The following is a 14,937-nucleotide window of genomic DNA, read 5'->3' on the forward strand; positions in this document are numbered from 1 at the left end:
GGGCGGGATCACTCGCTTGTGGCGGTCTCGTCGCGCCGACGGGTACGGGCCACACCGCTGATGATGCCGAACCCGATCAGGATGATGGCCCCGACGCCGATCCAGACGGGCGGCGCGCCAACAAGATAGGCGGCATAGGCCAGCCCTGCGATCAGGATAATAAAGCCGATCAGGTAAAGTCCGAAAGATGACATTGTGTGCTCCAGTGCTGGTGGCAGACCTGGAGACACAACGTTGACCGCCCCGCCCGGTTCCCGCCGGGCAGGCGGCAATTACGCGTCAGCGTTCGCCTTGGCCGCACGCTTGCGCTCGTGCGGGTCCAGATGGACCTTGCGCAGGCGGATGTTCTCGGGTGTCACCTCGACGAGTTCATCATCGGCAATATAGGCCAGCGACTTTTCCAGCGTCATCTGCAGTGGCGGCGTCAGGCGCACCGCTTCATCGGTGCCGGATGCACGCACGTTGGACAGCTTCTTGCCCTTCAGAACGTTCACTTCCAGGTCATTGTCGCGATTGTGCTCGCCGATGATCATGCCGCCATACACCTTGTCGCCGGGATGGATCATCATCGGGCCGCGATCTTCCAGATTCCAGAGCGCAAAGGCGACAGCCTCCCCCTGATCCATGGCGATCAGAACGCCGGTATGACGGCCCTGGATCTTGCCCTTGTGCGGCTGATAGTCATGGAACACCCGGTTCATGATGGCTGTGCCGCGCGTATCGGACAGCAACTCGCCCTGATACCCGATCAGGCCGCGTGTCGGCGCGTGGAAGATCATGCGCGTGCGGCCCACACCGGACGGACGCATGTCCAGCATGTCGGCCTTGCGTTCCGACAGCTTCTGGACAACGACGCCTGAATGCTCGTCATCGACATCGATGACCACTTCCTCGATCGGCTCCAGACGCTCGCCATTCGGGCCTTCCTGCATCACGACCTGGGGGCGCGAGACGCCAAGCTCGAAGCCTTCACGGCGCATCGTCTCGATCAGAACGGCCAGCTGCAGCTCACCCCGGCCGGACACTGTGAAGGCCTCGGCGTCGGCAGCGCGCTCCACCTTCAGCGCAACATTGCCTTCCGCTTCCTTGAGCAGGCGATCCCAGATCATCCGGCTGGTGACCTTGGACCCTTCCGTGCCGGCCAGCGGGGAATCGTTGACGCGGAACGTCATGGAGATGGTTGGCGGATCAATCGGCTGGGCCGCCATCGGTTCGGTAACAGACGTATCGCAGAACGTGTCAGCCACATTGGCCTTGGTCGTTCCAGCCAGCGAGACGATGTCCCCGGCATTGGCCTCATCCACCGGCACCCGCTCGAGCCCTCGGAATGCCAGCACTTTCGAAACCCGGCACTGCTCGACCAGTTCGCCTTCGCGATTGAGAACCTTGATCGACTGGTTCGGCTTCACCGTACCCGACGCGACCCGCCCGGTCAGGATCCGGCCAAGGAACGGGTCGGATGAGATCGTCGTGGCCAGGAAGCGGAACGGCCCCTCTTCCACTTTCGGGACCGGCACATGATCCACGACCAATTGGAACAGGGCGTCCATGTTTTCGGTCGGATTGTCATAGTCGAGCCCCATCCAGCCCTGCTTGGCCGAACCGTAGAGGATCGGGAAGTCCAGCTGCTCGTCCGTCGCATCAAGATTGGCAAACAGGTCGAACACCTCATTCACCACCTCGTCCGGACGACGCTCGGGCTTGTCGATCTTGTTGACGGCCACGATCGGGCGCAATCCGACCTTGAGCGCCTTCGACACAACGAACTTCGTTTGCGGCATCGGCCCCTCAGCCGCATCGACCAGCACGATGGCGCCATCCACCATGTCCAGGATACGCTCGACCTCACCGCCGAAATCGGCGTGGCCCGGTGTATCGACGATGTTGATGCGATAGCCATTCCACTCGACCGATGTGGTTTTGGCGAGGATCGTGATCCCCCGCTCTTTCTCCAGATCATTGGAGTCCATCATGCGTTCGGCGGTCTTCTCGTTCTCGCGGAACGTGCCGGACTGTTTCAGCAATTCATCGACGAGCGTGGTCTTGCCGTGGTCAACGTGGGCAATAATCGCGATGTTGCGCATTTTCTCGATGGGCGTGGACATGGGAAGGTATGCTTTCGGGAGGGAGGCTGTTTTGCCGCGCACATACACGGGCCCGCCCCGATTGGCTATGCCTTGTTGTCAGGCCGCCGCCTGCCGTGGCGGACCGCATTTACAAATGGGGCTTCCGGCGGCTAGTCAGCCCGGCAGGAAGAGGACCGCTCCATGACCAATTCGAACGACATGCCACTTGCCGCAAACCCCATCGACCGGGCTGCCCATCATCGCAAGGACGACGCCTGGCTCGATTCTGCGTTCAAGCAGGATGATGTTCTGATCCTGATGCTGCGCAACGGCGATCCATTTGTGTCCAGGGAAGGCGGAATCGTCTGGATGGGACCGGAAATCGAACAGGTATCTCCAGGATCCCCCCGGATTTTTCTTGGCAAGGACAGGAACGGAGCCCCCGTTTTTGCCGTGAACCTTCCGTCAAAATTCGATGTCGAGACCTCGCTGGTGGCGGGCGCGGGCGACTTCATCGAATTTCGTGCCGCCGCCGGACGCATGAGCCCGCTTGAAGCGAATTGCGCCTCGACCGCTCGCAGCATCTTCATGTGGCACGGGTCTCACGGCTTCTGCGCAAAGTGCGGATCGGGCACGGCTCTGGTCGAGGCGGGCTGGAAACGCGAATGCCCGTCCTGCGGCACGGAGCATTTCCCGCGTACGGATCCGGTCGCTATCATGCTGGCCGTGAAAGGAGACCGATGCCTGGTCGGGCGCCAGGCCAACTGGCCTGCCGGATTCGTCTCCAGCCTTGCCGGTTTCTGCGAGCCCGGAGAAACGATTGAACAGGCCGCTGCCCGCGAACTGGAAGAGGAGGCCGGGATCGTGTGCGATCCTGCGAGCGCCGAATACGTGGCTTGCCAGCCCTGGCCATTCCCGTCCTCACTGATGGTTGGCCTCATCCTTGAGGCCCAGAATGAGGATATCACCATTGATCCTGCCGAACTGGAATCGGCCGAATGGATCAGCCGCGACGACGTCAGACAGATGCTGGCCGGCACACATCCGCGTCTGTTCTGTCCGCCTCCTATGGCCATCGCGCATCACTTGCTGAAGACGTGGGCCGAGCGGTCCTGAAGCGCTGATCTGACCGCAGACTATCCCCTTGCGGACTGACACGAATTTGGAGTTGATTTTCGTCGAATCAATCTAGTCTGACGGTTGCCATTTACAGGAGACCCGACATGGCAACAGCAACTCTGAAGAAACCGGCAAAGAAAGCCGAGTCAAAGAAGGCAACGGTGAAGAAACCCGCCGCCAAGACCGTGGCCAAGCCAGCTGCAAAGACGGCAGCGAAGCCCGCCGCGAAAAAGGCCGCTGCAAAGCCGGCCGCCAGGAAAGCCGCCGCACCCAAAGCTGCAGCTACGGCCAGGAAGCCCGCTGCCAAAGCAACCAAACCGGCAGCGAAGAAGGCTCCCGCAAAGAAGAAATAGGGTTGCGGCCTTCAGCACCAGGAACGGGCGGGTATCCCGCCCGTTTTTTTATTGATCCAGTCTATTTGTTGATGTCGGACCATTCGGTATCGGCACGTTCAATGAAGCCGGGAATGTCTGCGTCCCACTTCTTCTGGATGCTTTTGTTGTAGTTCAGATACAGCTTGCCATCGACAATTCTCCAATGGCGCGCGTCTCCCTTTGCATGCTTGCCGTCCGCCATGGCCCAGGCGCAATATCCGCCATATTGCGGCGCATAGGCCTGAGGGTCCGCCAGAAATGCATCGCGATTGGCCGCGCTCGCAAACCTGAACTCCACGCCCATGTATTCGGTCGTGAAGGCCTCATCGCCTTTCACCGGTTTGCCCTCGGTGAAATAGGCAACCGGATCATGCCCCTGAAGGGCGGTGTTGGAAAACACACCCGTATAGATCGGCGGTTCAGCCCGGGCGGCAGGGGCGGCCGCGATCAGGGGCAGGCCGGACACGGCCAAAGCAAGCATCATGGAACGGATTTTCATGGAATGGGACTCCCGGATTTGGAGGTTTCAGACCGCCGCCAGCGGCGGACGGGACGACTGGGCCGGCAATTGCGAGGGATGCCGTGAAAGGATCGCTGTCCCGACGCCTTTCAGGATCGACACAAGCGTTTCCCGGTGGAAGACTAGATAGGCAATCGACGCCAGCCAGACCGTTACCGCCATGGCGAACAGGCCCCCACCGTCATTGTTCGGATCAATTCCCAGAGGCGTGAACATGTGGAAGCTGACCGCCCCGGTCATCACGGCCACTGCAATCAGGGCACCGAGTGTCTGCAGACGCCGCAAGGCGGGAAAGATGCCCACTAACAACAAGGCGGACGCAACAAGTTCCGCAGATCCGATGACATATTGGCTGAACAGGCCTGTCTGGTCGAACAGCCCCCCTGCCCCGAAACCGGCCGCCCAGGCGTCAAGTTTCCCGAAGATGACCTGCGTTTCCGGGGCATTGGTGAATTTGAATCGCAGACTGTCCAGAAACACAGCGCCGGCGATCACCGCGTACGCGACCGGAGCATATGACTTGATCTTGTTCAGCATGACTTGCGTCCTCCCTTTCGGTGCTCCGTATCTCACGGATCGTGGGGCGCCTCAAAACAATGCACTGTGAGCCCGGCCCACTTTTGCGTGAGCCACGCGGACCGATTTTGTGAATTGAAACATCAGGCCTCGCGAAACCGTCCGAGCGTTCCTAAATGGTAACGGTCTGGCAGGAGGGATCGTGATGGACCGGATCGATGCGATGAAACTGTTCGTGCGGGTCGCCGAGGCGGGCAGCTTTTCGAAAGCGGCGGTGGCGTTGGGCGTGGGCCAGCCGACGGTGTCCCGTCGCATTCAGGACCTCGAAGCCCAACTGGATGTCATCCTGTTCCAGCGCACCACGCGGGCGCTCAGCCTGACGGAGGCTGGTGAGCGGTTTTATCGGCGTGCGGTGGACCTGATTGCAGACTATGAATCGGCAGAAGCCGAAGCGCGCGGCCTGCAGCATGAACCCGTGGGCCTGCTGCGCATTTCCTGCTCGAACTCGTTTGCCCGCCGTGTGATCATCCCGTCCATCCCGCCATTTCTGGAGAAATACCCGAAAATCCGCTTTGACGTGATTTCCGATGACGCGCTGACCGACCTTGTGGAGGAAGCCATTGATCTGGCCTTCCGCTTCGGCCAGTTGCGCGACTCCCGCCTGATGATGCGGAAACTGGCCGATACGCCTCGGGCGCTCTGGGCATCCCCGGATTATCTGGCCCGCCGCGGCACACCAACCGCGCCAGCGGACCTGGCGGATCATGACGCCGTCCTGTTCCGGAAAGGCCTGTATTCCGACTGGACTCTCTCTCGCGGTGAGGAAGAGGTAAACGTGCGCGTGGATGGCCCGTTTGCCGCCTCGGGCGGAGACAATCTGGTCCAGGCAGCGCAAGCCGGGCTCGGCATACTGATGGCGCCGAACTGGCTGGTGTCCGGATGCGTCAATGAAGGCCAGCTGGTGCGTATCCTGCCCGATTGGGAGATGGAAAGCCTGCCGGTCAATTGCGTCTGGACGGCCGGACGCCTGCGCGGAAAAACGAAACTGTTCGCCGATCATGTCACCGAGGCGCTGAAGGCCGCGATGACCTGCGACTAGTCCGCCGTGTGCCCGGCGCTTGGGAAAACGCCCAGAATTTTCAGGGATTGCGAGAAAAAGCCCAGTTCCTCCAGGGCGAGCTGCACATGCCGCTCGTCCGGATGGCCCTCGATCTCGGCATAGAATTGCGTGGCCGTGAACGAGCCCCCGACCATGTAGCTCTCGAGCTTTGTCATGTTGATGCCATTGGTCGCGAAACCGCCCATCACCTTGTAAAGCGCGGCCGGAATGTTGCGCACCTCGAACATGAAGGCGGTCTTGGCCGGACCGTCCTGGGCTTCCACATCCGAATGGTCCCGCGACATCAGGACGAACCGGGTCGTGTTGTGGGCAGCATCCTCGATATCCTCTGCCAGGATTTCCAGCCCGTACACATCTGCCGCGAGCCGCGGCGCGATTGCAGCGATGGAGCGATTGCCCAGTTCGGCCACTTCCCGGGCTGCGCCTGCTGTATCGGCCGCGGTGACCGAATCAATGCCATGCTCCCGCAGGAAATTCCGGCACTGGCCGAGGCCCATGATATGCGAGCGCGCCTTCTTGACCTCTTCCAGCCGGGTGCCGGGCAGTGCCATCAGCTGAAACCGGATGGGCAGATAGTATTCGCCCACGATCTGCAGCTCGGTATTGGGGAGCAGGTAATGGATGTCGCCCACCCGACCGGCAATCGTGTTCTCCACCGGGATCATGGCCAATTCCGCCTCGCCGCGCTCTACCGCAGCAAAACAGTCTTCGAAGGTCCGGCACGGCATCGGTTCGAGATTCGGATAGGCCTCGTTGCAGGCGATGTGTGAATTCGCACCAGGTTCGCCCTGGTACGCAATTTTGCCGGTCATGGGATTTCTGCCTCTTTTGGTCAAAACATGTGCGTCGGATCGCCGCGACGAAAGGGGGAAGCCCTGTGACGCACAGCCTTTATATTGTGTGCTTCCCGTTAGCGTGCCAAAAGGCGCGCGCCAAGACGTATGACCAGACAGATTCGAAGGAATACCTCCATGGGAGAACTCGGTCTCAACAAGATTTTCGGTGCGCTGCTTGCGACAGCCCTCGGAGTCTTCGCCCTGCAGACACTTTCCAGCATTGTTTTCAGTGGTGAAGGCGACGGCGCCCACCATGGCGAAGAGCATGCTGAACCGGCTTCCATGACGGAAAAAATGTGCGAGAAATTCGCATATTGCGTTGAAGTCGCTGATGCTGGCGGCACCGGCGGCGAAGAAGAGGAAGTCTTCGACCTGGGCCTGCTGCTGGCCAGCGCCGATGTTGCGCGCGGCGAGCGTACCTTCAAGGGCAAATGCACCACCTGCCATTCGATCGAGCAGGGCGGCCCGAACGGCACCGGACCGAACCTTTACAATACGGTCGGCGCCGAAAAGGCACATCATGACGGCTTTGCCTATTCTGCGGCCCTGTCCGGCATGGACGGTACGTGGACCTATGAGGCGCTCAATGACTGGCTGTACAATCCGTCGGCCTATGCCCGCGGCACGACCATGTCCTTTGCCGGTCTGCGCCGCGACGATGATCGCATCAACGTGATCGCTTATCTGGCGTCCTACACCGACAATCCTCCGGCTTTCCCGGATCCGCTGCCGGCAGCGGGTGAAGAAGCCGTGGAAGGCGATGCCGTCGAGGCCACGATCCCGGCAGAAGGTGTCGACGACATGGAGAACCCGACCCTGGCCACGGGCGAAGTGGAAACCGTCGACTCCGTCGATGGCACGGGCCCGAATGATGGCGATGTCGGCGAAACCGTCACCATTCCGGCAGACATCGCCGAGGCTGTTGAGGAATCAGCAGACTCCGCCACCGAGGCGGCCGAGGATGCCTTCGAAGAACTGGCTCCGACGGAAACCGAGGAAGAAAACGAATAGCGACTCCGCGCTAGTGGCCGGACAGCCAGTCCGGTCGGCACTGCCTTTCCGAAGAAACATCAATACGCCGGGCCCCGATGGGCTCGGCGTAATAGTTTGCGATGCGGGTGATTGCCGATTCCAGTGGCTCGACCGCGACCGCCATGTGCCAGGCATTGGCATGCAGCAGACGTTCACTGTCCGTCATGATGCCTACATGGCCTTTCCAGAAGACAAGATCGCCCCGGCGAAGCGCATTTGGCGCGCGCCAATCGGGTATATCGGTCCCGCACCATGCGAACTGCATGTCGCTGTCACGTGGCAGCATCACGCCGGCCGCCTCAAATGCCTGCTGCGTCAGTCCGGTACAGTCGAGACCGAGGCTTTCACGCCCGCCCCACAGATACGGCGTCTGGAGAAACCGCTCGGCGACGCTGGCCGGGTCATCCTCAAGCGCTTCGACCGGCGCGACGTGACGGGCATGAACCCAGCCGGCCCGATCAGCATGCAGCCAGTCCCCTTCCCGGCCGCTGATACTGAGTCTCGCGCCAAGGCTTAACAGGAAGCGTGGCGCAGATTTCAGGTCCGGATCGACATAGCAATGGGTCTTCAGCGACGACACCTTGTGCGTCACGGGCAACACTGGCGCTGACAACGCCTCCATCAGGACCCAGCCGCAATACCTGTCGCGGCGGCACTGGACGAGGCCGAACTCGCCCTCTTCACGGAACACGTCAACGATCTCGCCGTGCAGGGCCTGTGTTGCCAGCCGCCCGTCCGGCATAGGCGTTTCCCGCACCGCCACCATTCCGGCTGTCACCTGGTACGGCATCGGCTGCCCGTCAGGGCGTGTCAGTCGCTTGTCATCAAAGGTCGGCATGCCTGAAGTCCCGTGTCGGGCGCGTCAGGCGGCGGCGGTCGCCTTGCCGCTGCGCTTGGGCGCCAGTTCTGCATCATCCTTGCCGGAAGCTGCGGCAAGAACAAGGCCGGAAAAGGACCTCAAATACTTCATGCCCTCGGGCGTGCGCTCGATGAAGATATTCCGCAGATCGGTATCATCCTTGATGCGACGAATGAAATCGAGCCGCGCCAATGCATCCAGTGCCCGCGTGACGGCTGGTTTGGCGATATGGAGGTGTTCCGCCAGTCCGCGAACCGTATGCGGCCCCGGAGTCAGCGCAATTGTCATCAGGATGGCCTGCTGCCGCGCTGTCAGGTCAGGCGCATCGGAGCGGACAGAGGCCGTGACGGCGCGTCTCCACAATTCAAGACCTTCGCGCTCGGACAATTGCATCCTGAAACCTCTACTGTTCGCCTGTCCGGAGAATCTCGGGTGATTTGCAACACCCGTCTAGGGGCCTTGTCCTGTAAAGCTGGAGACAGGGGCCTTCACAATTGATCCGAAACGCACGACATTGGCCACATGGCCAAGTCGCACCGTCATATTCACGCCAATACACCCTGCAGCCCGCAGGATGTGGATGCCTTCCTGAAGGAAGCAGAAACGCTCGTCGCGCGGCGCGGACAGCGCATGACACGTATCCGCCGCAAGGTGCTGCGGCTCTTGCTGGAGAGCTCCGCTCCGGCAAAGGCCTATGATCTTCTGGCCAATCTGGACGGCGAAGGCTCTGCCAAGCCGCCCACAATCTACCGGGCACTCGACTTCCTGCAGGAAACCGGCCTGGCCCACAAGATCGAGAGCCTCAACGCCTATGTCGCCTGTGGACATGCCAGCCACAATCACTCCGCCGTTTTCCTGATCTGCGACACCTGCCATGGGGCAGAAGAACTCCACGCCACGGCCACCAGCTCCGCCCTGCGGTCCGAAACCGAGGCTGCCGGGTTCAAGATGGAGCGCGCCGTGATCGAAGTGCGCGGCATCTGTCGGGATTGCGCCGCATGATCACATTGTGGAGGGGGAGCTGCAATCAATGGGATTGCGACGAGATGGGGCACATGAATGTGCGCGTCTATGTCGAGAAGCAGGTGGAGGGACTTGCCGCCTTTGCGCCTGAACTGGGCATGCCGCATGCGTTCCGGGACTCATCCCCCTCAACCATCATTCCCGTCGATCAGCATATCCGCTTCGTGCGGGAAGTGCTGCCTGGTCGACCACTGACAATGAATGGCTGCGTGCTGGAGGCCGACGAGGACAGCGCGCTGATCTATCAGGAACTGCGGCATGGTGATGGCACGCTCGCCGCCTGCATGCGAACGCGTGTGCTGCATGTCGACACGACCATGCGCAAGCCTTTCCCCTGGAGTTCCCGCACCCGGGCGGCCTTCCCGAAATTCATAGATACTGCGCCGGAAGAATCTGCGCCGCGCTCGATCGACATGTCTGTGGCGGGGCTTGCAATTGAGGACATCACGATGGACCGCGTGAAAGCCGTCGGCGCACCGCTGGCAGGCCGTGGCGCTGTCCCGCGCCAGCACCTCGATGTGCATGGACGCATGTATCCCTACTGGATGTTGGGCAGGACGTCGGACTCCGTGCCGAACATCCTCTACAACTGGCGCAAGAAAGTGGCGGAGTCTGCCGGCGACCTGCGGATGGGCGCAGCCGTACTCGAATACAGGTTGCGCTACCATGCCATGCCGGTCGCAGGGGATGTCTATGAACTGTACACGTCCTTTGGCGGCGCGCAGGGCAAGACGCACAATCTGATCCACTGGATGATGAACCCGGCAGATGGCACGCCTTGGGCCACCATGCAGGCCACAGCGATTACGCTGGATCTTGACGCCCGCAAGGCCATCCCTGCCCCGCCGGAAATGATCCGGGAGCTGAGCGAGATGGCCGCGCCTGGGCTGGAGATCTAGGCTTCGCTGGCGATGATGCCGGCCACTGCGGGAATATCTTTCAGGTTCAGCCCAGCAATATTGATCCGCCCGGAATTCGGCATGTAGAGGCCGCTCTTTTCGCGCATCGCCGTGATTCCGTCCTTGGACAAGGGCAACTGGCTGAACATGCCATTCTGGTTCGCAACGGCGCCAAGCCGGTTGGACCCGGTTTTCTCGACCAGCGCATCCGCCAGCGCCTTGCGCAAGGAAATCATCCGCTCGCGCATCCGGGTCAGCTCGGCCTCCCATTCAGCGCGCAGCTCCGCATTGTTCAGGATGGTCGCCACGATGGCTGCGCCATGGGCGGGCGGCATGGAATAGCTCGCCCGCGCCAGTGCCGCTACATGGGTCGACGCCGCTGCGATGCCTTCGGCCGTCTCACCGACTGCCAGGAAACACCCGGCACGTTCCCGGTAGAGTCCGAAATTCTTTGAGCAGGAATAGGAGATCAGTGCCTCGCCCGCCGCATCGATAAAGGCGCGAACGCCTTTCACATCCTCGTCCAGACCTTTGGCAAAGCCATGATAGGCGACGTCCAGCATCGCAATCAGGCCCTTCTTCTTCACCAGTTCGCCAACAGATTTCCAGTCCTCAACCGTCAGGTCGATACCGGTCGGATTGTGGCAAGGCCCCTGAATGATGATGCCGTCACCGCGCTCGGCCTTGTCGATCCCGGCCAGCATGGCGGCAAGGTCCAGCTCGCCCGTTTCCGGATCGGCATAGGGATACTCGGCCACGTCCAGACCCATGAAGCGCACGACATTGGGGTGGTTCGGCCAGGTCGGGTTCGAAACCCACACTGTCTTGACGCCCATTCGGCTCATCAGGCCCGTTCCGAGGAACAGTGCGCCACATCCGCCCGGTGCGGTAAAGGACAGCGTGCGACCTTCCGTGACGGCGGCAGCCCCCTCCCCGAACACAAACGCTTCGATCGCGGCGCAATAGTCTGTATTGCCGCGCGGGCCTTCATACACTTTCGTGGTCTGGGATTCGAGGAGAATCGCCTCGGCCTTGGCGACGGCTGACATGACCGGCGTTTCGCCCGCATCATTCTTGTAGACACCCACGCCCAGATCGAATTTCTCCGCGCGATCGTCTTCGCGATAGGCAGCCATCAGGCCCAGCAGCGCGTCTGCGGGCATCGGGGTCAGGGTCGAGAATTGAGACATGTCGGAGATCCGTTTTTCTGGGAAGTCGCGGCGGACCCTAGGCACTTGCCGACGTGTCGGCAACCGCCACGAAGGGAACCGATTGTCGCGCAGCGGCTTTTATTGTCACACGCGGAAAGGACCTCAATGACGGACCATGCCAACACAGCGATCGAATGGCTGATGCGTGCCGGTTATGGCGCGCGGGGCGTGGTCTATCTGATTGTGGGCGGACTGGCATTCTTTGCCGCGCTGAATGGCGGTGAAGCCGAAGGCACATCTGGTGCGCTGGTGTTTCTGGTGAGGCAACCGTTCGGATCTGTCCTTCTTGCAATCACCGCAGTCGGCCTGTTCGCCTACACGCTCTGGCGTCTGGTTGACGGTATCCTGGATCTGGAAGACGAAGGGGATGATGCAGAAGGCTATGCCAATCGGGCTGGTCAGATCATGTCCGGCCTGACGCATGCCGCGCTGGGCGTCTCGGCCATCGTGATCCTGATGAAGGGATTGCGCACCAGCGGCGACGACTCTTCCGCCGAGAACTGGAGTGCCATGCTGATGCAGCATCCTGTTGGACGTCTGGTCGTGATCGCAGCCGGTATCACCACGCTCAGCGTCGCCATCTACCTTTTCGTCAAATCCTGGAAGGCCGCGCACCGCAAGGACATTGTGCGCAAGGGCATGGCCGAGACGCTGGAACCCATGGTCCGCTTCGGACTCGCGGCGCACGGATTTGTGTTGCTGATTGTCGGAGGGCTGATCCTGTGGGCCGGTATCACGGCCAATCCGGAGCGCGCAGCCGGGCTCGGCGAGGCCCTGCGTATCCTTGAGACCCAGACTTTCGGGCGCGTCCTGCTGGCCCTTGCCGGAGCGGGACTGGCCGGCTTCGCCGTCTATTGCTTCGTGATGGCGCGCTATCGAATCGTGCCGCGACTGACAGACGACACGCTCAAGACGCTCGCCTCGCCTGCCAGCTAGGCACAGCCCTAGTCAACGAGCGTCGCCTCGGTCTTGGATTTCACTTCGTCCATGGTCACGCCGGGTGCAAGTTCAACAATTTTCAGGCCGCCTTCGACCACATCCATGACGCAGAGGTCGGTAATGATCCGGTCGATCACGCCCAGCCCTGTCAGCGGAAGCGTGCATTCTTTCAATACCTTGGACTCACCGCGCTTGTTGGCGTGGTCGGTGACGACGACAACCCGGCCCACACCGGCCACGAGATCCATCGCGCCGCCCATGCCCTTGACCAGCTTTCCGGGGATCATCCAGTTCGCCAGATCGCCATTTTCGGCCACCTCCATCGCGCCGAGGATCGCCATCGCGATCTTGCCACCCCGGATCATGCCGAAGCTGGTCGCGCTGTCGAAATAGACAGACTGCGGAAGCTCCGTAATCGTCTGCTTGCCGGCATTGATCAAATCGGCATCTTCATCGCCCTCGAACGGGAATGGCCCCATGCCCAGCATGCCATTCTCGGATTGCAGCGTGACGTTCACACCCTCCGGAATGTGGTTCGCCACCAGCGTCGGAATGCCGATGCCGAGGTTCACATACATGCCGTCTTCAAGTTCCTGCGCGGCCCGCGCCGCCATCTGATTGCGATCCCAAGGCATCAGGCACTCTCCTTCTTGCGGACAGTCCGCTGTTCAATCCGCTTCTCGAACTCGCCTTGCACAAGACGGTGCACATAGATGCCCGGCAGGTGAATCGCGTCCGGGTCCAACTCGCCGGGCTCGACGATCTCTTCGACCTCCATGACGCAGATCTTGCCACACGTCGCGGCGGGCAGGTTGAAGTTGCGGGCCGTCTTGCGGAAGATTGCATTGCCGGTCGTGTCGGCCTTCCAGGCTTTCACGATGGCGAGGTCTGCAAAGATCCCCTCTTCCAGGATATAGGTCTCGCCATTGAAGACCTTCTCTTCCTTGCCTTCGGCCACCAGCGTGCCGACGCCGGTCTTTGTGTAGAAGCCCGGAATGCCTGCACCGCCGGCGCGCATGCGCTCGGCCAGCGTGCCTTGCGGGTTGAATTCCAGCTCCAGTTCGCCGGAAAGATATTGCTGCATGAACAAATCATTCTCGCCGACATAGGATGAGCACATCTTCCTGATCTGCTTTGTCTGCAACAGAAGGCCAAGGCCGAAATCGTCCACGCCGGCATTGTTGGAATAGACGGTCAGGTCCTTCGTTCCAGCTTCCCGGATGGCCGCAATGGACAGTTCCGGAATGCCGCACAGGCCGAAACCGCCAGCGGCAATCGTCATGCCGTCAAACAATACGCCTTCCAGCGCATCTGCGGCCGTCTTGTATATCTTGCTCGCCATGAAGTGCGGGCCTCCCCTTAGGTCATGCTGCGGTGCAGCAGACGTTCTAGACCTGCTCGACGGTTTGTTCAATCGCTCCGAAGATCGAATGGCCCGATTTGTCGAACATCTCGATCCGGACCGTATCGCCGGGGGACATGAAGGGTGTCTTGAAGTCGCCGGTAGCGATCTTCTCGATCATGCGGATTTCGGCAATGCAGGAATAACCGAGTCCGCCCTCGCTGACAGGTTTTCCGGGGCCGCCATCGGCGCCCTTGTTGGACACCGTGCCGGAACCGATCACCGTGCCGGCTGACAGGGGCCGCGTCTTCGCCGCGTGCGAGACGAGCCGCGCGAGACTGAATGTGGCGTCTTCTGCTGCCTCGGCGCGGCCGAACGGCGCGCCATTATAATCCACGCGCAGCGGCAAATGGACGAGGCTGTCTTTCCACGCATCGCCCAGTTCGTCCGGCGTCACCGCGACCGGCGAGAACGCGCTCGGCGGCTTCGACTGGAAGAAGCCGAACCCCTTGGCCAGTTCGTCGGGAATCAGGCCGCGCAGGGACACGTCATTGCACAGCATGACCAGCTTGATGTGACTGGCGGCATCGGCTTCGGTGACGCCCATCGGCACATCGTCGGTGATGACCGCAATCTCTCCTTCCATGTCACATCCCCAGGCCGTATCACCCAGCGGGATGGCGTCGCGCGGGCCGAGGAAAGCATCCGAGCCGCCCTGATACATCAGCGGATCATCGTAGAAGCTTTCCGGCACTTCCGCGCCGCGCGCCTTGCGCACCAGTTCGACATGATTGATATAGGCCGACCCGTCCGCCCACTGATAGGCGCGCGGCAGCGGGCTTTCGCAATCATGCTCGTGGAAGCGCGCGGTCGGCACGCTGCCAAGCTCAACCTGTTCGGCCAGTTGCTGCAGTTTCGGCGCGTAGACGTCCCATTTGTCGAGCGCCGCCTGCAGCGTCGGCGCAATCGCCGCCGCATCCGTGTAGCGCGTCAGATCCTTCGAAACGACAACGAGGCGGCCGTCACGGGCGCCGTTCTTCAGTGTGGCGAGTTTCATAGTATTGGTCCTGTCGAGTTAGCT

The 14,937-nt window shown here is 61.2% G+C and carries 18 protein-coding genes; 7 read left to right on the forward strand and 11 right to left on the reverse strand.

Translation table 11 applies throughout. The annotated features are described in order from the left end of the window. Positions 1–8 precede the first annotated feature (8 nt). Both HF955_RS02410 and typA read right to left on the reverse strand, forming a co-directional pair. Positions 9–194 carry a hypothetical protein gene (locus tag HF955_RS02410; protein WP_291077554.1) on the reverse strand — a complete coding sequence of 62 codons (186 nt, stop codon included), beginning with the start codon at positions 192–194 and terminating at the stop codon, positions 9–11. Between the two features lie 78 nt (positions 195–272). After that, complete coding sequence (gene typA, locus HF955_RS02415; protein ID WP_291077556.1) at positions 273–2,105, reverse strand: translational GTPase TypA; 1,833 nt, start codon at positions 2,103–2,105, stop codon at positions 273–275. A 162-nt stretch (positions 2,106–2,267) separates the two neighbouring features. Here typA and nudC point away from each other — a divergent pair, with 162 nt between their 5' ends. Both nudC and HF955_RS02425 read left to right on the forward strand, forming a co-directional pair. Beyond that, positions 2,268–3,182, forward strand: coding sequence for an NAD(+) diphosphatase (gene nudC / locus HF955_RS02420; RefSeq protein WP_291077558.1), 915 nt, complete (start codon positions 2,268–2,270; stop codon positions 3,180–3,182). A gap of 107 nt (positions 3,183–3,289) precedes the next feature. Continuing rightward, positions 3,290–3,538: a hypothetical protein gene (locus HF955_RS02425; RefSeq protein ID WP_291077560.1), complete on the forward strand. Its 249-nt coding sequence runs from the start codon at positions 3,290–3,292 to the stop codon at positions 3,536–3,538. 61 nt (positions 3,539–3,599) lie between these two features. Here HF955_RS02425 and HF955_RS02430 read toward each other — a convergent pair whose 3' ends face one another. Both HF955_RS02430 and HF955_RS02435 read right to left on the reverse strand, forming a co-directional pair. Then, positions 3,600–4,040, reverse strand: coding sequence for a YHS domain-containing (seleno)protein (locus HF955_RS02430; protein ID WP_367279769.1), 441 nt, complete (start codon positions 4,038–4,040; stop codon positions 3,600–3,602). Positions 4,041–4,085: 45 nt separating this feature from the next. Then, positions 4,086–4,616 (reverse strand): hypothetical protein, encoded by a 531-nt coding sequence (locus HF955_RS02435; RefSeq protein ID WP_291077563.1) that lies wholly within the window; start codon positions 4,614–4,616, stop codon positions 4,086–4,088. Positions 4,617–4,800: 184 nt separating this feature from the next. On the opposite strand from HF955_RS02435, the gene HF955_RS02440 reads away from it, so the two are divergent. Further along, positions 4,801–5,694, forward strand: a complete 894-nt coding sequence (locus HF955_RS02440) for a LysR family transcriptional regulator (protein WP_291077565.1) — start codon at positions 4,801–4,803, stop codon at positions 5,692–5,694. Here HF955_RS02440 and HF955_RS02445 read toward each other — a convergent pair. After that, positions 5,691–6,527: a prephenate dehydratase gene (locus HF955_RS02445; RefSeq protein WP_291077567.1), complete on the reverse strand. Its 837-nt coding sequence runs from the start codon at positions 6,525–6,527 to the stop codon at positions 5,691–5,693. The genes HF955_RS02440 and HF955_RS02445 overlap by 4 nt on opposite strands. 159 nt (positions 6,528–6,686) lie before the next feature. Here HF955_RS02445 and HF955_RS02450 point away from each other — a divergent pair, with 159 nt between their 5' ends. Continuing rightward, a complete protein-coding gene (locus tag HF955_RS02450; RefSeq protein WP_291077569.1) occupies positions 6,687–7,562 on the forward strand; it encodes a c-type cytochrome in 876 nt (291 codons plus the stop codon). A gap of 10 nt (positions 7,563–7,572) precedes the next feature. Here HF955_RS02450 and HF955_RS02455 read toward each other — a convergent pair whose 3' ends face one another. Next, on the reverse strand, positions 7,573–8,421 hold the full coding sequence (locus HF955_RS02455) for an NlpC/P60 family protein (RefSeq protein WP_291077570.1): 849 nt from the start codon (positions 8,419–8,421) through the stop codon (positions 7,573–7,575). A gap of 24 nt (positions 8,422–8,445) precedes the next feature. Further along, on the reverse strand, positions 8,446–8,835 hold the full coding sequence (locus HF955_RS02460) for a MarR family transcriptional regulator (protein ID WP_027837217.1): 390 nt from the start codon (positions 8,833–8,835) through the stop codon (positions 8,446–8,448). Between the two features lie 129 nt (positions 8,836–8,964). Here HF955_RS02460 and HF955_RS02465 point away from each other — a divergent pair, with 129 nt between their 5' ends. Next, positions 8,965–9,444: a transcriptional repressor gene (locus HF955_RS02465; RefSeq protein WP_291077573.1), complete on the forward strand. Its 480-nt coding sequence runs from the start codon at positions 8,965–8,967 to the stop codon at positions 9,442–9,444. Beyond that, positions 9,441–10,364 (forward strand): thioesterase family protein, encoded by a 924-nt coding sequence (locus HF955_RS02470; RefSeq protein ID WP_291077575.1) that lies wholly within the window; start codon positions 9,441–9,443, stop codon positions 10,362–10,364. Before HF955_RS02465 ends, HF955_RS02470 begins: the two co-directional genes overlap by 4 nt. On the opposite strand, the gene HF955_RS02475 is transcribed toward HF955_RS02470, so the two are convergent. Then, a complete protein-coding gene (locus tag HF955_RS02475) occupies positions 10,361–11,554 on the reverse strand; it encodes an amino acid aminotransferase (protein WP_291077577.1) in 1,194 nt (397 codons plus the stop codon). The genes HF955_RS02470 and HF955_RS02475 overlap by 4 nt on opposite strands. A 126-nt stretch (positions 11,555–11,680) precedes the next feature. On the opposite strand from HF955_RS02475, the gene HF955_RS02480 reads away from it, so the two are divergent. Beyond that, complete coding sequence (locus tag HF955_RS02480; RefSeq protein ID WP_291077579.1) at positions 11,681–12,511, forward strand: DUF1206 domain-containing protein; 831 nt, start codon at positions 11,681–11,683, stop codon at positions 12,509–12,511. A gap of 8 nt (positions 12,512–12,519) precedes the next feature. On the opposite strand, the gene HF955_RS02485 is transcribed toward HF955_RS02480, so the two are convergent. The 3 genes from HF955_RS02485 to HF955_RS02495 are packed head-to-tail and all read right to left on the reverse strand — an operon-like array spanning position 12,520 to position 14,913. Further along, positions 12,520–13,149, reverse strand: coding sequence for a 3-oxoacid CoA-transferase subunit B (locus HF955_RS02485; protein WP_291077581.1), 630 nt, complete (start codon positions 13,147–13,149; stop codon positions 12,520–12,522). Next, on the reverse strand, positions 13,149–13,856 hold the full coding sequence (locus tag HF955_RS02490) for a CoA transferase subunit A (RefSeq protein WP_291077583.1): 708 nt from the start codon (positions 13,854–13,856) through the stop codon (positions 13,149–13,151). Before HF955_RS02490 ends, HF955_RS02485 begins: the two co-directional genes overlap by 1 nt. 46 nt (positions 13,857–13,902) lie before the next feature. Continuing rightward, on the reverse strand, positions 13,903–14,913 hold the full coding sequence (locus tag HF955_RS02495) for a fumarylacetoacetate hydrolase family protein (RefSeq protein ID WP_291077585.1): 1,011 nt from the start codon (positions 14,911–14,913) through the stop codon (positions 13,903–13,905). Between the last annotated feature and the right edge of the window lie 24 nt (positions 14,914–14,937).

Source organism: Hyphomonas sp. (genome assembly GCF_017792385.1).
GTDB lineage: Bacteria > Pseudomonadota > Alphaproteobacteria > Caulobacterales > Hyphomonadaceae > Hyphomonas.